This is a genomic window from Sphingomonas sp. M6A6_1c, from assembly GCF_053345135.1.
On sequence record NZ_JBKEZO010000005.1, the window covers coordinates 376,370 to 396,104 of the forward strand.

A 19,735-nucleotide genomic window follows, 5' to 3' on the forward strand; every position below is an offset into this window, starting at 1 on the left:
GCGGGGGAGGAATTTGTCTCTGCTTAGGACGCTGGTGGGGTGTAGGACAGGGGCGGCTATTTCGCCTCGTGGCTCAATGCGTTACCTTCTGCGTCGACCTATACCGCGGCGCGGAGGGTGGCGCAGACGCCATTGGGGCGGGGTTCGTATTCGACGATCGTCTGCAGGCTCTGCGCCATCGCGCGGATCAGCTTGGTGCCGAGGCCGGTGCCCTTCGGTGTCGCTTCCGCGGGCATGCCGCAGCCGTCGTCCTCGACCGAGAGGCGGAACGCCTGTTCGCCGTCCGCGGAGAGCATCACCCGGATCTCGCCGCCGGCGCCGGCGGGATAGGCGTATTTGCAGGCGTTGGTGACGAGTTCGGTGACGATGACGCCCAGCGACACCGCCTTGTCGGTGGGCAGGCGGATCGGTTCGGCGGCGACGCGCAGCGCGTGCGGCGCGGTGTCGCTGGACAAGGTTTCGGCGAGTTCGGCGACGAGCGAGCCGAGATAGTCGCGCATGTCGACGCTCTCGACGTCGTTCGCCGAATAGAGGCGGCGATGGACCTGCGCGATCGCGCCGATGCGCCGCTGCGTATCGTCGAGCGCGGCGCGCGCGGTCGGATCGGCGAGCGCGCCGGCCTGCAGCCGCACCATCGCCGAGACGAGCTGGAGCGAATTGGCGACGCGGTGATTGACCTCGCCGAGCAACGCCTCGAGCCGCGCGTTGCTGGCGCGCAGATCCTCCTCGGCGCGTGCCTTCTCGCGCGCCAGACGGCTGCGATCGAGCACCTGTTCGAAACTGGCGGCGAGCAGGTCGAAGAAGTCGTCGCCGATCGTCTTGACGACGTAATCGGCGGCGCCCGCCTTGAGCGCGGCGACCGCGATCCGCCCCTCGTCCGAGCCGGTGACGTAGACGACCGGCGGCATGACGGGGAGCGCGGCGAGCCGTTCGAGCGTCTCCAGCCCGTCCATCCCCGGCATGTAATGATCGACCGCGATCAGGTCGAACGGCTGCGACGCCGCCAGCATCAGCCCCTCGGCGCCGCCCTCCGCGGTGGTGACGTGATAGCCACGTCGCGCCAGCCCACGCGCGGCGAGGCGGCGGATGCCGTCGTCGTCGTCGATATAGAGTACGCTGGGGTTGGCGGCTTCGGCCAGATCAATGTTCCTCGACTGCGGGGACCTGGATCACCGACAGGAACAGACCGAGCTGGCGGATCGCCTGCGCGAAGCTTTCGTAATTGACCGGCTTGGTGATGTAGACGTTGCAGCCGAGATCGTAGCAGCGCTGGATCTCGATCTTGTCGTCGGTGGTGGTCAGGACGACGACGGGGGTGCGCTTCAACGGGCTGCCCTCCGCCTTGATCCGCTGGAGGATGTCGGTGCCGCTCATGTCGGGCAGATTGAGATCGAGCAGGATCAGCGCCGGCGCGCCCTTGGCGGGGCCGTCCTCCGCCTCGAACAGATGATGGAGCGCCTGGGTGCCGTCGGTGAAATGCTTGATATCGTTGAGGATGCCGGCGCGACGGATGTTCTTCTCGATCAGCCGGGCATGGCCTTCGTCGTCCTCGATCATCACGATGCCGACGGATTGATGGGCGTTCATGCTGCGCTGTCCTGACTGACGTAGGTCTTGGGAAGATTGAGGCGGAAGGTGGAGCCGCGGCCCGGTTCGCTCTCCACGTCGATCGTGCCGCCGAGACGATAGGCGAGCGCCCGGACGTGCGCCAGTCCGATCCCCTCGCCGGGCTGGTCCTGCTGGCCCGAACGGCGGAACAGGTCGAAGATGCGCTGGTGATCGCGCGGGTCGATGCCGCGGCCATTGTCGGTGACCGACAGGATGACGCGGTCGCGCCGCTGCTCGCCGGCGACGGTGATCACGCCGGGGCGGCCGGGCTGGAGATATTTGGTGGCATTCTCGATCAGGTTCGACAGGATCTGTTCGAGCGCGACGCGGTCGGTGACGACCGGCGGGATCGGGCGGCGGACGCTGAAGGCGATGCCGCGCTCGTCGAGCAGGTGGCGGATCGAGCCGGCGACGGTGTCGGCGATCGCGCCGGGATCGATCGTCTCGGGCGCGATGACGCGGCGGCCCTCGCGCGACAATTTGAGGATGGCGTTGATCAGCCGGTCCATCTTCTGCGTCGAGGTGCGGATGAAGCCGATCGATTCGGGCAGGTCCTCGCGCACCGCGAGCCGCGCCTCCTCGCTGACGATATGCGGCGCCTCCGCCTCGGCGCGGTCGACCAGCTCGGTGAGCGGGGTGGTGGCGGCGGCAAGCTCGGCGGTGAAGCCCATCACGTTGACCAGGGGCGAGCGCAGATCGTGGCTGACGATATAGGCGAACCGCTGGATCTCTTCGTTGGCGCGGCTGAGATCGGCGGTGCGCTCGTGCACGGTTTCTTCGAGATGCTCGTTGAACTCGCGCAGCGAATCGCGCGAGCGGGCGAGGTCGCGGGTATAACCGAGCACGGTGAGCAGCGAGGCGAGCGCGACCAGCGCGAGGATCACCGCGGCGAGCGCGAGGATGCCGTAGAAGATGCGCACGCTGGTGCGCTGGGCGGCGTCGCGCTCGGCGAGCAGGCGGCGTTCGGTGACCGCCATCCGTTCGAACGCGTCGCGGATCGAGGTCAGGCGGCGCACGCTCGCCTCGGTGCGGAACAGCGCGACCGCGGTATCGGCACGACCGGCGTCGATCAGCGCGATCGTGCGCGCGCGCTGGGTGAGCAACGCCTGGATCTCGCCGCGAAGCTGCCGCAGCGTCGCGATCTGCGCCGGATTGTCGCGGGTGAGATGCTGGAGATAGCCGAGCGCGACGGGGGTCGCCGCCGACCAGCGATGATAAGCGTCGCGATATTCGGGATTGCCGGTGAGCAGATAGCCGCGCCGCGACGCCTCGCCCTGTTCGATCAGGCGGCGTGCGTTGCTGACCGCCAGTTCGACCTCATAGGTGTGGTTGACCGAGCGGGTGTGGCTCTCGTTCTGCCCCGTCGCCCAGCCCGCGCCGATCCCCGCCGCGACCAAAGCGAGGAAGCCGAGCGCCATGAACGTGACGAGCAGCCGGCCGAAACGGCCCTCGGACACGACGAACGGGTTGCGGACTTTTCTGATCACGCGCGGGGCTTTACGCGAGGCAGTGTCGTTACGCCAGCGACGCTGTCGGGGGTCGTGACGCCAGCGACGCCGTCGGGGTGGGAGGCCTAGGCCGGATTGACATCGGGCAAATCCCTCCCCCTGGCGGGGGAGGAATTTAGCCAAAAATCCGGACGCCTTCCCGATCTACAGCAGCAATTCCTGCGTGGTGGCGCGGCCGACGGCGCCGCCGCCGCTGCGGCGGTCCATCTCGGCGTTGGCGGTGAAGCGGATGTCGGGGTCGCGATCGGCCATGAACGCCATCAGGCTCTCGTGGTCGAGCTCGCTCCACGCCTTGCCGCGATGCGGGCCGTAGCGGACGCGCGGGATCAGGCCGGGCGTGCGCGACCAGTCGAGCAATTGCGCGACGCTCGCCTCGTTGAGCTGGTCGCGCAGATGGTGCGCGGTGACGTAGGCGTCGGGGAAGGCGCGGTGGACGGGCAGGCCGCGGTCGTGATCGAGGCCGGCGGGCTTGCGCCAGTAGCGCAGCACCTGATTGGAGAAACTGGGCGAATCCGGCCAGAGGCGCAACGCGCATTTCCAGGTGCAGATCCACTCCTGGCCGTGGGTCAGATTGGGGGTGCAGAATTGCTGCTCGAAATCGGCGCGGTGCGCGGCGAGTGCGAGGCGGCGCGGATAGGGATCGAGCACGCGGCGCGCGACGTCGTGCCACCACGGCGCCTCGGCGACATGCTCGTCGAGGATGTGGTGGATCGCCTGGGTGATCGGCGGGATGGCGCGGCCGGGGTTGACCAGGATCGCCCCGCCTTCGCCCTCCAGCTCCCAGCGGCCGTCCTGCTGGAGCGCGACATCCTGCCAGCCGATCTCGCACACGCCATGCGCCGGCGGCGCGCTGCCGGTGGTTTCGAGGTCGATGACGCGGATGATCTGGGGGGTGGGTCGCATTATGCCCTAAATGGGCGCTTGGCGGCGATTATGCCAGTGGGAAGGGGGCGTGCCGGCGTCGCTGCCCTATCCGCATTCGTCACCATGGGTCCCGACTTTCGTCGGGATGACGAATGTGGGTGAGGGATGACGAACGTGGGGTGGGTGGGGCAGGGCGGGCCTTACCGATAATCCTCGTCGTCGATGTCCATCTCGCGGACGCCGCGCAGGCGGCGGGCGCGGTCGACGAGCTTTCGCAGGCCTTCGCGGCGCTCGCGCGCGGCGGGGATGTCGCGCAGCACGAACTGCGCGTTGCCGGTGGTGCGGTCGGAGGAGGTGATGGTGATCGTGCCGATGTCGGTGATCTGGTTGATCAGCGAATAATCGACGCGGACGTCCTTGATCCGGTACAATTCGATCTCGTCGATCGACTTCATGACGAGGCCGCGCTTCACGATCAGCCGCTGGTCGGTGATCGCATAGGAGGCCGACAGATTCTGCAGCCAGCGCACCGCGATGACGATCAGGCCGACGCCGATCGCGCAGGCGAGGATGGTCAGCCAGCCGGTAAAGCTGCCGAACAGCCAGCGATTGGTGCTCGACCGGAAATTGTCGACCGGCCGTTCCGTGCTGTAGGTCCCCACCATGCGCCGACCCTATCCGGCGCGCGGCGGCTGTCAATCGCGCGTGACGCCCGACGCCGCGAGCGCCGCGTCGATCGCGGCGAGGAGCGCGTCGAGCCCGGCCTGATCCGCCGCCTCGGCGCGGGCGGTGAGCACGTCCTGCGTGTTGGAGGCGCGCAGCAGCCACCAGCCCTGCGGGGTGGTGACGCGCACGCCGTCGATCGCGATCACCGGGGTGCCGGCGGCCTCCAGCCGCGCGCGGACCTCGTCGATCACCGCGAACTTGCGCGCGGGATCGACCGGGAAGCGCAGGTCGGGGGTGTTGACCAACGGCGGCATCGCGTCGCGCAATTGGGTGAGCGAGCGGCCCGACAGATGCACCGCGCGGATCAATTGCACCGCGGCGTGGAGCGCGTCGTCGAAGCCGTACCAATCGTGCGCGAAGAAGATATGGCCGCTGAGCTCGCCGGCGATCGGCGCGTGGTGCGCGAGCATCGCCTCCTTCATCAGGCTGTGGCCGGTGGCGCCCATCACCGGCGTGCCGCCGAGCGCCGCGATCCGGTCGAAGACGAATTGCGAGGATTTGACGTCGGCGACGACGGTCGCACCGGGCAGATCGGCGAGCACCGGCGCGATCAGCAGGCTGAGCAACTGGTCCCCCCACAGCACGCGGCCGGCGCCGTCGACCGCGCCGATCCGGTCGCCGTCGCCGTCGAAGGCGATGCCGAAGTCGAGTCCCTCGCGGCGGACCAGCGCCTTGAGGTCGGCGAGGTTGTGCTCCTCGGTCGGGTCGGGGTGGTGGTTGGGGAAGCGGCCGTCGACCTGCGTATAGAGCGTGTGATGCTCGCCGGGGAGCAGGGCGGTCAGCGCCTCGACCGCGGGGCCGGCGGCGCCGTTGCCGCAGTCCCAGCCGATCCGGTAGTGGCCGCCGCCGTGGCCGGCGAGGAGCCGCGCGACATAAGCGTCGAGCACGTCGGCGTCGGCGATGCTGCCCGCGCCCTCGCTCCACGCGCCGGCGGCGGCGATGCGGGCGAGGTCCTGCACGTCGGCGCCGTAGAAGGAGCGGTGGCCGAGCACCATCTTGAAGCCGTTGTCGTCGCGCGGATTGTGGCTGCCGGTGACGTGGATGCCGGCGTCGACGCCGAGCGTCGCCTCGGCATAATAGAGCATCGGCGTCGGCCCGATGCCGATCCGCACCACGTCGACGCCGCCGGCGACGAGGCCGGCGACGAGCGCCGCCTCCAGCTCGGGCGAGGACAGGCGGCCGTCGCGGCCGACCGCGACGCGGGTGCCGCCCGCGGCGCGGACGCGGGTGGCGAAGCTGCGGCCGATCGCCATGGCGTCGGGGGCGCCGAGGTTGCGGCCGACGGTGCCGCGCACGTCATATTCCCGCAGGATCGCGGGCGACAGGACGTGGCTCATCCGCCGTGGCGCAGCGCGCCGAGCAGCAGGTCGCGCGCCGCGTTGATTTCGGTGCTCGCGGCTACCGAGCCGCCGCGGTCGGGATGCGATTCGGCGAGCAGGCGGCGATGCGCGGCGCGGATCTCGCCTTCGTCCGCCCCGGCGCGCAGGCCCAGCACCTGCCGAGCGCGCTGCGTGTCGGTGAGCTTCGGGCGCTTGGCGGCCGGTCGCAGATAGCGCCATGCGAACCAGATCAGCCCGATGACGAACAGCCATTTCATGCGGCGGCCTGCGGAACGCCGGGCTCGGGCAGCTGGAGTGCGCTCATCATCTCGCGCAATTCCTGCCGCGAGGCGACGTGGCCGAGGCCCATCGCGCCGAATTCCTTCGAATCGATCATCGTCAGCCCGGCGGGGAACAATTCGCGATAGATCACGCGTTCGCCGAGGCCGGGGATGATGCGGAAGCCGACGCGCTTGGCGAGCTGGCCGAGCGCATCCGACACGCGGCGCATGTTGCGCGCCTCGATATGCTGGAGGCGGTTGCGCAGCACGACCCAGTCGATCTGGGTGCCGTCGGCGCGGGCGCGCTGCTTGCGCGCGTCCCAGATCAGCTCCGAATAGAAACTGGGGCGGGTGACGTTGAACGTCTCCGGATCGACCTGGCCGATCAGGTCGAAATCGACGAAGCTGTCGTTCATCGGCGTGACCAAGGTGTTGGACAGCGCCGCGGCGGTGCGCGCGAAATAATCGTCGCGGCCGGGGGTGTCGATGATCAGGAAGTCGGCGCCCTCCGACAGGCGCTGCCACGTCTCCTCGAACACCGACTCGCTCGCGCCGTCGTGCGTCGCGTGGATCGGCATCGGCAGGTCGCTGCCGGTCCGCTTGATCGTCGCGGCGCGGTTCTCGAGATAGCGGCCGACGGTACGCTGGCGATGGTCGAGGTCGAAACAGGCGACCTTGGCCCCCTTGGCGGCGAGCGCGATGGCGACGTGCACCGCGGTCGTCGACTTGCCGGTGCCGCCTTTTTCATTGGCGAAGACGATGACGTGTGGCCCTGCGGGCACGGTTCGTTCCTTATCGATGCTGGCGGGTTGCTCGGTCACGACGCTCTTCATAGAAGCCGCGCGCTCATTGTTCGAGGGATTAAACGGTGCTGACGGTTCGAGACCTGGACGGGCTGCGCGCGGCGGTCGCCGCTTTCCGCGCGGACGGCGCGACGATCGCGCTGGTGCCGACGATGGGGGCGCTGCATGCGGGCCATATGGCGCTGGTCGAGGCGGCCCGACGGCCGGGCACCAAGGTGATCGCGTCGATCTTCGTGAACCCCAAACAATTCGGCCCGAACGAGGACCTCGGCCGCTATCCGCGGCGCGAGGCGGCGGATGCGCGGCTGCTCGCCGAGGGCGGCTGCGACCTGCTGTGGCTGCCGCCGGTCGAGACGATGTATCCGGCGGGCTTCGCGACCAACGTCGGCGTGACCGGGGTCAGCGACGGCTTCGACGGCGCGGCGCGGCCGGGCCATTTCGACGGCGTCGCCACCGTCGTCACCAAATTGTTCAACCAGACCGATGCGGATGTCGCCTATTTCGGCGAGAAGGACTTCCAGCAGCTCGCCGTGATCCGCCGCATCGTCGCGGACCTCGACATGGCGATCGAGATCGTCGGCGTGCCGACGCAGCGCGACGACGACGGCCTCGCGCTGTCCTCGCGCAACATCTACCTCGACGACGAACAGCGCGCCAAGGCGGTGGCCTTGCCGCGCGCGCTCGGCGTCGCGGCGCGGGCGGTGGGGCGCGGCGACGATATCGAGGCTACGCTCGCCGAAGCGCGCGCGACGCTGATCGCGGCGGGGTTCACGGTCGATTACATCGCGCTCGCCGATGCCGAGACGCTCGCCGAATCACCCGGCGCGGACCGGCCGCGGCGGCTGCTCGCGGCGGCGCGGATGGGCGCGACGCGGCTGATCGACAATATCGCGGTCGAACCGAACGCCTGATCGGCAGGGTTGCCTCTGCGTTAACCAATTCGCAGGACGAATCGCCGATGGTGTCGTCATGACGAATGGGGGCAAACCATGGGCAATAGTTTCAAGAGCGCGCAATTCCTTATAGACAGCCGCATCGCCGATGCGATGCGCGGCCGGCCGGAGGCGCTGTTCGACCTCGGCGTCTGCTACCAGACCGGCACCGCCGGCGCGGCGGTCGATCTGATCGAGGCGCATAAATGGTTCAACCTTGCCGCGGTGGCGGGTTTCAGCGACGCCGTCGACGCCCGCGCCGAAGTGGCGGAGGACATGACCGCCCGCGAGATCGCCGCCGCACAGCGCCAGGCGCGCGACTGGCTGGGCATGACCCAGCGGCGCGCGGCGTAACGGGTTTTCTGCCACCGCCACGGAGGCGCATCCCGCGACGGTAAACGGCGGTTGCCGCTTATCGGGCGGGCGGGCTGTCCTGCTGCGCGATGGCGCCGGTCAGGCGATCCCAATTGGCGTGGGCGAAGCCTTGCCGCGCGGCATCGTCGAGCTGGACCGATTCGAGGAAATGGCGCGGGGCGCCGCCTTCCTTATATTGATAGGGGAAGTCGGTGGAGAACAGCAGGCGCTCGGGGCCGACGATCTCCAGGCAGCGGTGGAGATAGGTCTCGCTCCACATGCCGCTGCCGGTGACGTACAGGTTGCTGCGGGCATAGTCCGACAAGGATCGGCGCAGATCGAGCGCGCGTGCGAAGACCGCGGACGTGCGCTCCAGATAGAAGAGCACCACCTCGCCCCAGTGACCGAGGATGATCTGCAGGTCGGGAAGCTCATCGAACACGCCGGCCGCGGCGAGACGCAGCCATTGCAGCCCCGCCTCATAATGCCAGCCGAGGCCGAATGCCGCCAAAGCGAGGTCGGCCGTCTCGCCGATCCCCGAATAATTGGCCTGACGGACCCCCGCCAGCGGGGTCTGCGGATGGATGAACAGCGGCACGTGCAGCTCCGCCGCCTTGGCGAGCAGGGGGCGCAGATCGGGATGGTCGAGATGACGCTCGCGCGTGCGGCCGCAGAGCAGCGCGCCCTTCAATCCGAGGTCGCGGACCGCGCGTTCGAGTTCGCGCGGCGCGGCGTCGGCATCCGGGGTCGGCACGGCGGCGAACCCCTGGAAGCGGTGGGGATGGCGCGCGCAGGTTTCGGCGATCAGGTCGTTGACCCGCTGCGCCGTCTCGACCGCCGCTGCGGGGGCGAGATTGTGCAGACCGGGGGTGGTGAGCGAGAGCACCTGCACGTCGACGCCCTGTTCGTCCATCAGCGCGATCCGGCCGTCGCCGAGATCCGCGAGGCGGCGGCCGTTCTCGCCACCGTCGGCGAAGGCCGAGACCGGATCGTGCGGGGGTGGCGCGGCGTCCCAGGCGTCGCGGACGAAGGGGGGCAGGACATGCTCTTCGATCGCGATCAGGCGCATGGGCAATCTCTCGAGACGACAGGCCTAGGCGGGGTAGACATTCAGGTCATGAAGTCTTCCCCCTTGCGGGGGAGGACTTCTCAAGGACCGGAATGGCGGTCCCGGTCCGGTCAACGAGGCGCCGCGGCTTTGGTTTCTTCCGGCACGAGCGCCTGGCGGATCGGCTCCACCCAGCGGTCACGATCGATGTCGTACAGGATGAAATCGCTGTCGAACTGCCAATAGGCCCAGGGGAAGCCGTGCGCCTCCGCTTCGCGGCGGACGGTCGCGGTGTAGCGCGCGCGTGCCGCCATCGGCGTGCCGCTTTTCTCATAGGCGCCGAATTCGCCCATCAGGACCGGGCGATCGTTCGCCTTCGACCATGCGCCGACGGTGTCGTAATCCACCTTGATCCGCCGTTCGTCCGCCGCGGTGAACGGCACGTTCTTGACGCCGGTCAGCTCGGGTGCCCAGGGCGCGCCCTGATGCGTGAAGCGGAACGGTTCGTAGGAGTGGAAGGTGACGAGGATGTTGCGGTCGGCCTCGGGCAGGTCGAGCTTGGGCAGTTCCTCGAGATTGTTCCAGCGGCTCGGGCCGATCACCAACGTGCGCTGGGGGTTCGTCCGTCTGACCAGGGGGATGAGCGTGCGCAGCATCGCGTTCCAGCGCGCATCGTCCAGCGGCGCGTGCGGTTCGTTGAGCAGTTCGAACAGCACGGACGGCGGTGCATCGCGATAGCGTTCGCCGATCTGCGTCCAGAAGGCGACCAATTTGGGTTCGCACGCATCCGGCGCCTTCGAACAAACGTTGAAATCGTGTTCGTCGATGATGACGCTGAGGCCCGCGGCGCTCGCCTCGCGGACGACCCGGTCGAGCGTCGCGAGCCATTGCGGATCGAGCCGGTTCTGCGCGTCCATATGGCTGAACGACTGGAGCACGACACGGACGAAATCGAACCCGCCCTGTCGGATGATGCGGAAGTGGCGCGTCTTGAACCGCGCCCTGGCCGCGTCGCGCCACAACGGGTCGTAGCCGAGGATGTTGACGCCGCGGTGCAGGCGCGCGGCGGTGCGCCACGCCGGGCCGGTCCCCGCGGTTGCGGCGGGCGCTGGCGGCGCCGTCGCCTGACCCGCCGCGATTGCCGGGGCGACCGGGGGTGCGGCGAGGATCAGGGCCAAAGTCAGTAACTTAGAGGTGAACCGCACGGCGCTGACCCTTCGCAAGACGAGAGCTTGGGCGGTAGCCGATCCGGCGGGGGTTGTCCTCTTATTCGGTGCGGCGGGCGGCGATCGGCTGCTTGCGCTGGCGGCGGGCAGGCGCCATGGCCTGTGGATGCGCAGCCTGACCTTGTTCGCCGTCCTGCTTCTGCTGCCCGCGGTCGGCGATGCCCAGTCGGTCGCGCAGGAACGCTGGGACGTCACGTCGACGGTGGTCGATCTGACCGTGCCGGGGGCGCCCGGATTCATCCTGCGGATGGCCAAGGGCAAATCGCGCGCGGAGCATAAGTGCGTCGCGCCCGGGCAGACCATCGCGGCGGTGCTGGCGCCCGATCCCAAGGCGCGATGCCGGGTCGACAAGCAGCAGATCGCGGACGGCCGCTACACGCAGGCGCTGACCTGTCCGCAGAAGAACGGGACGCCGATGCAGGTTAGCCGCGCCGGGACCTTTACCGCGGGGGGCTTCGTCGGCCGCGCCGAGATGACTGGTCAGACGGCCAAGGGCAGGATGAACGTCGTCCTCGATCAACGGGCGGCCCGGGTCGCCGGCACCTGCAAGGGCTGACGACGGGGCGGGCCGTCCCGTGGCGTCGATCGCGCCGGAGGGATCAGTGGTCGCCGGGGATGTCGGCGATCTCGGTGTTGGACAGGCCGGCGCTTTCGTCGCGCAGGAAGCGCAACAGCTCCGCCACCTCGGGCGGTCCGAAGCGGAGGCCGAGGTCGTCCATCTGGATGAAGATCGCCTGCTGCCTGTCCGGCGACATCGCCGCGACGACATCGACGCAATCCGCCAGCGTGCCTTGGCCCACGACGTCCGACATTGCCTCGGTATCGCCTTCGATGGCGTAGATCGTCGCGGGTTCGCTTAACGGATAGGTCGTCATCGCTGCTCCTGTCGGTCGCTGTCGCGACGATAACGTGCGGGGGAGGGAATGGACGCAGGCGTGGCGCAGGGGCGCGAAAGAAGGTCGTCGGGCCTGTGGGGCCGGATCGACGTTGAGGATTGCCCTCAATTCCTCCCCCGCCAGGAGGAGGTGGCATGCCACAGGCATGACGGAGGGGGAGGACACGAAACCGAAGTGGTCGCTTACCTCCCCCTCCGTCACGGCTTCGCCGCGCCACCTCCCCCTGGCGGGGGAGGAATTGAGGGTGTCAAACCTAGACGTCCAGGTTGGCGACGTTCAGCGCGTTGTCCTGGATGAATTCGCGGCGGGGTTCGACGACTTCGCCCATCAGCTGGGTGAAGATCACGTCGGCGGCCGAGACGTCTTCCGAGGTGACGCGCAGCATCGTGCGGTTCGAGGGATCGAGCGTGGTCTCCCACAATTGGTCGGCGTTCATCTCGCCGAGCCCTTTGTAGCGCTGGATCGCCAGGCCCTTGCGGCCCGCGGCGAGGATCGCGTCGAGCAATTGCGACGGCCGCGCGACGAGGCTTTCGCCGCGCGAGACGGTGGTGGTGATGCTGCCGATCTGGCCGGCGTTCTCCTCGGCCTCCTCGCCGCCGTCCGCGGCCGGCTCGGGGTCCGCCGCGGTGGCGGCGAGGCCCTTGAGCGGGATCAGCTTGCCCGCCGCGACGAAGCTTTCCGCCTGTTCGGCGGCGAGGCCGTGCAGCTTGCGCGCCTCGGCGCTGGCGAGGAAGGTCGCCTCGACGATGTGATGGTCGGTGACGCCGCGCCACAGCCGTTCGAAGTGGATGCCGCCGTCCTCGGTCAGCCGCGCGGTCCAGCGCGCTTCCTCGTCGCCCGATTCGAGCCGGCGGACGACCTCGGCGACCGTCGCCGCGCGCTGGTCGCGGGTGAAGCTGGGGTCGAGCGCGCCGGCGAGCGCCAGCACCTCGATGATTACCGGGTCGTAGCGCCGCGGCACGTAGCGCATCAGGGTGCGCATGCGGCGGGCATGGTCGAGCAGGCTCTTGAGGTCGGCGCCCGAGCGCGTGCCGCTCGGCGCGTCGAACACCATCGACGAGACGCCGGCGTCGACCAGATATTCGTCGAGCGCGGCATCGTCCTTGAGGTACACTTCCGACCGGCCCTTGGTCGCCTTGTACAGCGGCGGCTGCGCGATGAAGAGGTGACCGCGGGTGATCAGCTCGGGCATCTGGCGGTAGAAGAAGGTCAGCAGCAAGGTGCGGATATGCGCGCCGTCGACGTCGGCGTCGGTCATGATCACGATCTTGTGATAGCGCAATTTGTCGGCATTGAAGTCGTCGCGGCCGATGCCGGTGCCCATCGCCTGGATCAGCGTGCCGATCTCGCGGCTGGCGATCATCCGGTCGAAGCGCGCACGCTCGGTGTTGAGGATCTTGCCGCGCAGCGGGAGGATCGCCTGGAAGTGGCGATCACGGCCCTGCTTGGCCGAGCCGCCGGCCGAATCGCCCTCGACCAGGAACAGCTCGGACTTGGCCGGGTCCTTCTCCTGGCAGTCGGCGAGCTTGCCGGGCAGCGAGGCGATGTCCATCACGCCCTTGCGCCGGGTCAGCTCGCGCGCCTTCTTGGCGGCCTCGCGCGCGGCGGCGGCGTCGATGATCTTGCCGACGATCGAGCGGCCGTGGGCGGGATTTTCCTCCAGCCACTCGGCGAGCTTGTCCGCCATCAGCGATTCCAGCGGCTGGCGTACCTCGGACGAGACGAGCTTGTCCTTGGTCTGGCTGCTGAACTTGGGATCGGGCAGCTTGACCGAGACGATCGCGGTGAGCCCCTCGCGCATGTCGTCGCCGGTGAGCGTCACCTTCTCCTTCTTCAGCATCCCCGACTTGTCCGCATAATTGTTGAGCGTGCGGGTCAGCGCGGCGCGGAAGGCGGCGAGGTGCGTGCCGCCGTCGCGCTGCGGGATGTTGTTGGTGAAGGCGAGGACGTTCTCGTAATACGAGTCGTTCCATTCGAGCGCGACGTCGATGCCGACCTCGTCGCGCTGGCCGTGGATCGCGATCGGTTCGGGGAACAGCGGCGTCTTGGCGCGATCGAGCCACTTTACGAATGCGGCGATGCCGCCCTCGTAATAAAGCTCGACCGTCTTCGCTTCCTCGTGGCGTGCGTCGGTGAGGAACAGGCGGACGCCCGAATTGAGGAACGCCAGCTCGCGATAGCGATGCTCCAGCTTTTCGAAGTCGAATTCGGTGATCTTGAACGTCGCGGGCGAGGGCAGGAAGGTGACGCGCGTGCCCTTCTGGCCGGGCGCGGCGGGGCCGACGACCTTGAGCGGGGCGACCGCGTCGCCGAATGCGAAGCGCATGTAATGCTCCTCGCCGTCGCGCCAGATGGTGAGATCGAGGAATTCGCTCAACGCGTTGACGACCGAGACGCCGACGCCGTGCAGGCCGCCCGACACCTTGTAGGCATTGTCGTCGCTGGTGTTCTCGAACTTGCCGCCGGCGTGGAGCTGGGTCATGATGACCTCTGCCGCCGAGACGCCTTCCTCGGGGTGGATGCCGGTCGGGATGCCGCGGCCGTTGTCGGTGACGCTGACCGATCCGTCGGCGTTCAACTGGATGTCGATCCGGTCGCAATGGCCGGCGAGCGCCTCGTCGATCGCATTGTCGCTGACCTCGAACACCATGTGGTGGAGGCCCGATCCGTCGTCGGTGTCGCCGATATACATGCCCGGCCGCTTGCGCACCGCGTCGAGGCCCTTCAGCACCTTGATCGACGAGGCGCCGTATTCGTTCGCATTCTGGGGTTCTGCCATAGCGAGGATATAGGGATTGCGGGGGCGGAACGAAAGCGAAATGGGCGGTTGGGCGGTGGGGCGGTGGGGCGGTGGGGCGGTGGGGCGGTGGGGCGGTGAGGCAAATCCTCCCTCGCTTCAGCGGGGGAGGGGGACCGCTCGCCGCAGGCGAGTGGTGGAGGGGGCGTTTCCGCATACGGCGAACGTGCCGTATCCTCCCCCTCCGTCAGTGCTTCGCACTGCCACCTCCCCCTTGCGGGGGAGGAATTATTCACCCCAGTTCCACCCGCGTCGCGTCGCCGCCGATCGCGGCGAACAGCGCGGGTTCGGTGCCGGTCATCCACACCTGTCCGTGGCCCGCGAGCCGCGCGAACAGCGCGGCGCGGCGGAGCGGGTCGAGATGTGCGGCGATCTCGTCGAGGAGAAGGATCGGGGCGTGGCCGGTGCGCTGCGCGACGAGTTCGGCATGGGCGAGGACGATGCCGAGCAGCAGCGCCTTCTGCTCGCCGGTCGAGGCGAGCGCCGCCGCCTGCGCCTTGCCGAGATGCGTGACGGCGAGGTCGGCGCGGTGCGGGCCGGCGAGCGCGCGGCCGGCGGCGGCGTCGCGCGGGCGCCCCTGACGCAGCGCGTCGAGCAATTGCGCGCCGTCGCCGCGCCAGCCCTCCAGCGCCAGCGCGGCGCGCGCGAACGGGCCGTCGGGCTGGTCCGCGAGCCGTTCGCCGAGCAGCGTGACGGTGGTGCGCCGCGCGGTCTCGATCGCGCCGCCGTGATCGGCCATCTGCGTCTCCAGCGCGGTCAGCCAATCGGGGTCGGCGGGCGCGTCGGCGGCGAGCAGGCGGTTGCGTGCGCGCATCGCCGCCTCGTAGCGCGCGGCGTGATGCGCATGGCCGGGGAGCAGCGCCAGCGTCAGCCGGTCGAGGAAGCGGCGGCGCTCGCCCGCCGGCTCGACGAACAACCGGTCCATCGCCGGGGTCAGCCACAGCACGGTGAGCCATTCGGCGAGCGTGTTGGCGGTGGCGGCGGCGCCCTGGATACGCAACTGGCGGCGGTCGGGCGCCGCGGCGAGCGTGCCGGTCGCGATCTCGACGTCGCCGCCGGGCGCGGCGAGCGTCGCGGCGATGCCGAAGCCGCCCGCGCCGCCCTGCCGCTGCATGTCGGCGAGCGCGGCGCGGCGCAGCCCGCGGCCGGGGGCGAGCAGCGACACCGCCTCGAGCACGTTGGTCTTGCCCGCGCCATTCTCGCCGGTAAGAACGACGAAGCCCGGACCCGGCGCGAGCGCAAGGCCCGCATGGTTGCGATAATCGGTCAGGACGAGGCGCGAGAGCATCGTCCGCCCGCCTATAGCAAAGCAATGGAGCGGCAAATCGCCGTCATCGCTGCCGATCCGGGCATATCCGCTTGATCGGCAAGGAACGGATGCGAATTGCGGCCGGTTGCGACGGCATGACCGACACCCCTTCCGCCGCGCCGCTCGCCGGTCGGCATATCCTGATCGTCGAGGACGAATGGCTGCTCGCCGACCATCTCGACGGGATCGTCACCGATGCCGGCGGCACGGTACTGGGCCCGTTCGCCACCGCCGGGCAGGCGCTGGCGGCGCTCGCCGGCGACGCACCGCGACCGGACGCGGCGACGCTCAACGTCGTGCTGATCGATCATATGTCGTTCGATGTCGCCGATCGGCTTGGCGATCTGGCCATTCCCTATACCTTCCTGTCGGCCAACCGGCCGTACACCCTGCCCGAACGGTTCCGGACGACGCCGCTGATCGGCAAGCCGTTCAGCGACCGGCAGGTGATCGAGGCGCTGGTGGTGCTGCTGGACGAGGCGGAACCCGCCCGGACGCGCACCGTTGGATGAGCGAACAGCAGCAACCGGGACGCTTTACGATGGATTACAGGAAGATCGGCTTCGGCCTCGGCGCCTTCGCGGTGGGTGCGGCGGCGTGGACCGCGGCGACGGCGGCATTCGGCCCCACGCCCGGCTCGCGGCCCCGTCGGTTCACGGACGACGCGGGTGCGGGCGCGGTGCCGGGCGACAGCACGACCAGCCCGATCGCGCCGCGCCCGGCGACGATGGCCGCCGCGCCGGTCGGCATGGCCGAGACCGAGAAGCATTTCGAGGAGCAGCCGGGCAATCCGGCCGCCGAGCATGTGCCGACCGACCTGATGGGTGACGCGCATCCCGGCAACGACAGCCGCGCGGTCGAGGCGTTCCGCCCCGATCCCACCGCGGTGCCGACCGAGGAAGAGCGCGAGGCGCTGCGGCCGGCGACGGGGCCGGCGCCGACCCTGGTCGCCGATCGCGGCAGCGGGTTCAGCGAGGCGGCCGGCGCGGCCTGAGCAGACATAAGGTGTACCCCGGCGAAGGTCCGGGCCTGGTGGGGCGGAGGCCTGCAGCGACTTACAGCGGCCTTCTTAACTGCGGCTCGGCCTTCGTAGGACCTTTGCAAAAGGTCGCCCCATCAGTGTTGCCGCGAAAGCGGGAACCCACGGTCAGGCAGGGCAACGTCTTGCGGCGTCCGGGGCCCTGGGCTCCCGCCTCCGCGGGAGCACTGGTGGGATTTGCGCATGTTGCGAAGGCGGAAGCCAGTTGGGAAGGCCGTCGCTCAGCCATTACCAGCCTTCACCCGGCTAGGCCCCGGCCTTCGCTGGGGTGCAGGTTCGTGGACGTTCGCCGCGCGGTCAGTCGTTGCCGAGCAGTGAGGATTTGCGAGGGATCGTCTCGCCCTGCGGCTGGTCCTTGTCGAGCGTGTCGCTCGGGCGGCGTGCGTCGCCGGCGCGTTGATGCTCGGTGGACAGGTTGGGATCGGAAGTCTCGGTCGTCGGCTTGGTGTCGTCGGTCATCGTCGGTTCCTCTCGGAACTCCAACCGCCGGGCGAGGCGCCGCGTTCCGCCGGCCGCAGCGTGATCCATGTTGCAACCAAATCGCCGCAATGGACATTCTTCTTTGATCTAAATCAGATGGGAGGATGTCATGCGGATACCCTTGTTGGCGGCGACGATCGCCGCGACCGCGCTTGCGGGCTGCTCGACCACCGGTACGGACGGCCGGTATCGGAGCTACAGCCGCTACGACTATAACCGCGTCGATCCGGCATATGGCGGCTATTATGCCGATCGTTATTATGCCGACGGCCCGCGCTATCGCGAACGCCGCCTGTCCTCGCGCGACCGGATCTATCGCGGCGAGAACGGCCAATATTATTGCCGCCGCAACGACGGGACGACCGGGCTGATCGTCGGCGGCCTCGCCGGCGGCGTGCTCGGCAACATCATCGCGCCGGGCAATTCGGGTCTGCTCGGCACGTTGCTCGGCGGTGCCGCGGGTGCTGCGGTCGGGCGCTCGGTCGACCGCAACAACGTACGCTGTCGATAAGGGGACGCGGCGGGGCGCGGTATCCCGCGTTCCGCTTGCGGCGCGGCGGCGAGACGCTAAGCGTCGGGGATAGTGCCTGTCCGCCGGAGTTCCGATGCGCCTGATCCTCGCCGCCACCCTGCTCGCGTCCACCTCGCCCGCCGCCGCGCAGGCGCTGCATCAATATGGCGGGCTGGCGATCTCGCCGACCGGCGACCGGGTCGCGGCGGTCGAGAGTGCCGGCGGCCATGGCGTGGTGACGGTGCGCGGCACCGCCGACGGCCGCGTGATGCGGACGATCGATCCGTGCAAGACGTGCAGCTATTCGGGGCTGAGCTTCGCACCCAATGGCGACCTCGTCTTCCTCGTCCGCGATACCGCGGCGGTGCGGCTGAGCTATGCCGACGCGACGACGACGCGGACGATCGCGACGGTCCCCGGCATCGCGCAGACGCCGCGCGTCTCGCCCGACGGCACGCGCATCGCGCTGCTGGTGACGCTGGGCGCCGCCAAGGAATCGGGCGCGACGCAGGCGGGCGTGCGGATGATCGGCGAGATCGGCGAGAAGAACGACGAACAGCGGCTGGCGGTGTTCGACATCGCCAAAACCGCGGCGACGACGGTGACGCCGCTGTCGCCCGCCGGGCGCTACGTCTACGAATATGACTGGACGCCCGACGGGCGCGGCTTCGTCGCGACCACCGCGCTCGGCAACGGCGACAACAATTGGTGGGTGGCGACGCTCGATGCGATCGATGCACGCACCGGGGCGGTGCGCCCGATCGCCAAGCCGGCGACGCAGCTCAACCAGCCGCGCGTCTCGCCGGACGGGCGCACGGTCGCCTATATCGGCGGCTTGATGAGCGATTTCGGCTCGATCGGCGGCGACGTCTTCACCGTGCCGCTGGCCGGCGGCACGCCGCGCAACATCACCGCCGGCGCCAAGTCGACCGTCACGACGATCGACTGGACCGCGGGCGGGCTGCGCACGGTGACGCTGGCCGGGGACAGCATCCAGTTCGGCACGCTGACGCCGGGCCAGCCGGTCGCGCCGGGCTTCGCCAAGCCGGCGAGCAGCGCGGCGGGCGATGGCCGCGCGGTCTTCTCCGCCGACGGCCGCGTCGCCGCGGCGGTGGTGCAGGATTACGAGCATGCGCCGGCGATCTATGCCGGACCAGTCGCCGCGCCGGCGACCGGCGTGCGGCAGATCACCCACGACAACGACGCCGCACCGGCACTGGCCAGCGCGCGCAGCATCGCGTGGCAGAACGAAGGCTATGACGTGCAGGGCTGGCTGCTCGCGCCGCGCACCGCGCCCGCCGGCAAGGCGCCGATGATCACGATGGTGCATGGCGGCCCGTCGGCGGCGTCGATGCCGGGCTATGTCTCGGCGGGGTCGACGAACGGCGCGCTGCTCAAGGCGGGCTATTACGTCTTCCTGCCCAATCCGCGCGGCAGCTACGGCCAGGGCGAGGCGTTCACCGCCGCGAACAAGCGCGATTTCGGCGGCGGCGACCTGCGCGACATCCTCGCCGGGATCGATGCGGTCGAACGCGTCGCGCCGGTCGACGACGCGCGGCTGGGGCTGGGCGGATGCAGCTATGGCGGGTTCATGGCGATGTGGACCAACACCCAGACGAACCGGTTCAAGGCGATCGTCGCCGGTGCCGGCCTGTCCAACTGGGTGAGCTATTACGGCACCAACGGCATCGACCAATGGCTGCTGCCGTTCTTCGGCAAGACGATGTACGACGACATCAAGGCCTATGAGGACGTGTCGGCGGTCTATCAGGCGAAGAAGGCGAAGACGCCGACCTTCATCTACGTCGGCGAGCGCGATATCGAGGTGCCGCCGACCCAGTCGATAGAATGGTGGCACGCACTGAAGGACCGTAACGTGCCGGTCAGCCTGGTGATCTATCCCGACGCCGGCCATTGCGTCAGCGCGCCGGAGCAGGCGAGCGACGTGCGCGCGCGCTCGATCGCGTGGTTCGATAAATATGTGAAGGGGGCGAAATAGGGCGGCTTCGCCTTCGCCGATCGTCATCCCGGCGT

The 19,735-nt window shown here is 69.2% G+C and carries 21 protein-coding genes; 7 read left to right on the top strand and 14 right to left on the bottom strand.

Annotation, left to right across the window (positions count from 1 at the left end; translation table 11 throughout):
* Positions 1–98: 98 nt before the first annotated feature.
* From ACLBWH_RS12900 to ACLBWH_RS12935, 8 genes are all read right to left on the bottom strand, one after another.
* Positions 99–1,139 carry a sensor histidine kinase gene (locus ACLBWH_RS12900; RefSeq protein ID WP_447799443.1) on the bottom strand — a complete coding sequence of 347 codons (1,041 nt, stop codon included), beginning with the start codon at positions 1,137–1,139 and terminating at the stop codon, positions 99–101.
* 1 nt (position 1,140) lies between these two features.
* Positions 1,141–1,587, bottom strand: a complete 447-nt coding sequence (locus ACLBWH_RS12905) for a response regulator (protein ID WP_038665786.1) — start codon at positions 1,585–1,587, stop codon at positions 1,141–1,143.
* The gene (locus ACLBWH_RS12910) at positions 1,584–3,095 is read right to left on the bottom strand and encodes a sensor histidine kinase (RefSeq protein ID WP_322850657.1); all 1,512 of its coding nucleotides are present in this window, start codon (positions 3,093–3,095) and stop codon (positions 1,584–1,586) included. The genes ACLBWH_RS12905 and ACLBWH_RS12910 overlap by 4 nt, the downstream gene beginning before the upstream one ends.
* 165 nt (positions 3,096–3,260) lie before the next feature.
* Entirely contained in the window at positions 3,261–4,019 is a 759-nt protein-coding gene (locus tag ACLBWH_RS12915; protein WP_416222439.1) for an exonuclease domain-containing protein, read from the bottom strand.
* Positions 4,020–4,180: 161 nt separating this feature from the next.
* Positions 4,181–4,645 carry a PH domain-containing protein gene (locus ACLBWH_RS12920; protein ID WP_322850656.1) on the bottom strand — a complete coding sequence of 155 codons (465 nt, stop codon included), beginning with the start codon at positions 4,643–4,645 and terminating at the stop codon, positions 4,181–4,183.
* Between the two features lie 30 nt (positions 4,646–4,675).
* A complete protein-coding gene (pgmG, locus tag ACLBWH_RS12925) occupies positions 4,676–6,043 on the bottom strand; it encodes a phosphoglucomutase/phosphomannomutase PgmG (RefSeq protein WP_447799330.1) in 1,368 nt (455 codons plus the stop codon).
* Complete coding sequence (locus tag ACLBWH_RS12930; protein ID WP_322850654.1) at positions 6,040–6,303, bottom strand: J domain-containing protein; 264 nt, start codon at positions 6,301–6,303, stop codon at positions 6,040–6,042. The genes pgmG and ACLBWH_RS12930 overlap by 4 nt, the downstream gene beginning before the upstream one ends.
* The gene (locus tag ACLBWH_RS12935) at positions 6,300–7,088 is read right to left on the bottom strand and encodes a division plane positioning ATPase MipZ (protein ID WP_322850653.1); all 789 of its coding nucleotides are present in this window, start codon (positions 7,086–7,088) and stop codon (positions 6,300–6,302) included. The genes ACLBWH_RS12930 and ACLBWH_RS12935 overlap by 4 nt, the downstream gene beginning before the upstream one ends.
* Before the next feature lie 86 nt (positions 7,089–7,174).
* Between ACLBWH_RS12935 and panC the strand changes: the two genes are divergently transcribed.
* The gene (gene panC, locus ACLBWH_RS12940) at positions 7,175–8,020 is read left to right on the top strand and encodes a pantoate--beta-alanine ligase (RefSeq protein WP_447799331.1); all 846 of its coding nucleotides are present in this window, start codon (positions 7,175–7,177) and stop codon (positions 8,018–8,020) included.
* A gap of 78 nt (positions 8,021–8,098) precedes the next feature.
* Positions 8,099–8,395, top strand: coding sequence for an SEL1-like repeat protein (locus ACLBWH_RS12945; protein ID WP_322850651.1), 297 nt, complete (start codon positions 8,099–8,101; stop codon positions 8,393–8,395).
* Between the two features lie 58 nt (positions 8,396–8,453).
* On the opposite strand, the gene ACLBWH_RS12950 is transcribed toward ACLBWH_RS12945, so the two are convergent.
* Both ACLBWH_RS12950 and ACLBWH_RS12955 read right to left on the bottom strand, forming a co-directional pair.
* Positions 8,454–9,464, bottom strand: coding sequence for an amidohydrolase family protein (locus ACLBWH_RS12950; protein WP_322850650.1), 1,011 nt, complete (start codon positions 9,462–9,464; stop codon positions 8,454–8,456).
* Between the two features lie 110 nt (positions 9,465–9,574).
* Positions 9,575–10,621 carry a glycoside hydrolase family 5 protein gene (locus ACLBWH_RS12955; protein WP_447799333.1) on the bottom strand — a complete coding sequence of 349 codons (1,047 nt, stop codon included), beginning with the start codon at positions 10,619–10,621 and terminating at the stop codon, positions 9,575–9,577.
* Positions 10,622–10,775: 154 nt separating this feature from the next.
* On the opposite strand from ACLBWH_RS12955, the gene ACLBWH_RS12960 reads away from it, so the two are divergent.
* Positions 10,776–11,225 (top strand): DUF3617 domain-containing protein, encoded by a 450-nt coding sequence (locus ACLBWH_RS12960; RefSeq protein ID WP_447799335.1) that lies wholly within the window; start codon positions 10,776–10,778, stop codon positions 11,223–11,225.
* A 43-nt stretch (positions 11,226–11,268) separates the two neighbouring features.
* Here ACLBWH_RS12960 and ACLBWH_RS12965 read toward each other — a convergent pair whose 3' ends face one another.
* The 3 genes from ACLBWH_RS12965 to recF form a co-directional block, all read right to left on the bottom strand.
* A complete protein-coding gene (locus tag ACLBWH_RS12965; protein WP_447799337.1) occupies positions 11,269–11,544 on the bottom strand; it encodes a hypothetical protein in 276 nt (91 codons plus the stop codon).
* 274 nt (positions 11,545–11,818) lie between these two features.
* Positions 11,819–14,344: a DNA topoisomerase (ATP-hydrolyzing) subunit B gene (gene gyrB, locus ACLBWH_RS12970; protein ID WP_447799338.1), complete on the bottom strand. Its 2,526-nt coding sequence runs from the start codon at positions 14,342–14,344 to the stop codon at positions 11,819–11,821.
* Between the two features lie 250 nt (positions 14,345–14,594).
* Positions 14,595–15,650 (bottom strand): DNA replication/repair protein RecF, encoded by a 1,056-nt coding sequence (recF, locus tag ACLBWH_RS12975; protein WP_447799340.1) that lies wholly within the window; start codon positions 15,648–15,650, stop codon positions 14,595–14,597.
* 116 nt (positions 15,651–15,766) lie between these two features.
* On the opposite strand from recF, the gene ACLBWH_RS12980 reads away from it, so the two are divergent.
* On the top strand, positions 15,767–16,183 hold the full coding sequence (locus ACLBWH_RS12980; protein ID WP_447799341.1) for a hypothetical protein: 417 nt from the start codon (positions 15,767–15,769) through the stop codon (positions 16,181–16,183).
* Positions 16,184–16,212: 29 nt separating this feature from the next.
* The gene (locus tag ACLBWH_RS12985) at positions 16,213–16,665 is read left to right on the top strand and encodes a hypothetical protein (protein ID WP_447799343.1); all 453 of its coding nucleotides are present in this window, start codon (positions 16,213–16,215) and stop codon (positions 16,663–16,665) included.
* A 342-nt stretch (positions 16,666–17,007) separates the two neighbouring features.
* Here ACLBWH_RS12985 and ACLBWH_RS12990 read toward each other — a convergent pair whose 3' ends face one another.
* The gene (locus tag ACLBWH_RS12990; protein WP_322850642.1) at positions 17,008–17,169 is read right to left on the bottom strand and encodes a hypothetical protein; all 162 of its coding nucleotides are present in this window, start codon (positions 17,167–17,169) and stop codon (positions 17,008–17,010) included.
* 130 nt (positions 17,170–17,299) lie between these two features.
* Between ACLBWH_RS12990 and ACLBWH_RS12995 the strand changes: the two genes are divergently transcribed.
* Complete coding sequence (locus ACLBWH_RS12995; RefSeq protein WP_322850641.1) at positions 17,300–17,701, top strand: glycine zipper 2TM domain-containing protein; 402 nt, start codon at positions 17,300–17,302, stop codon at positions 17,699–17,701.
* 94 nt (positions 17,702–17,795) lie between these two features.
* A complete protein-coding gene (locus ACLBWH_RS13000; protein ID WP_447799346.1) occupies positions 17,796–19,700 on the top strand; it encodes an LpqB family beta-propeller domain-containing protein in 1,905 nt (634 codons plus the stop codon).
* Positions 19,701–19,735: the final 35 nt, after the last annotated feature.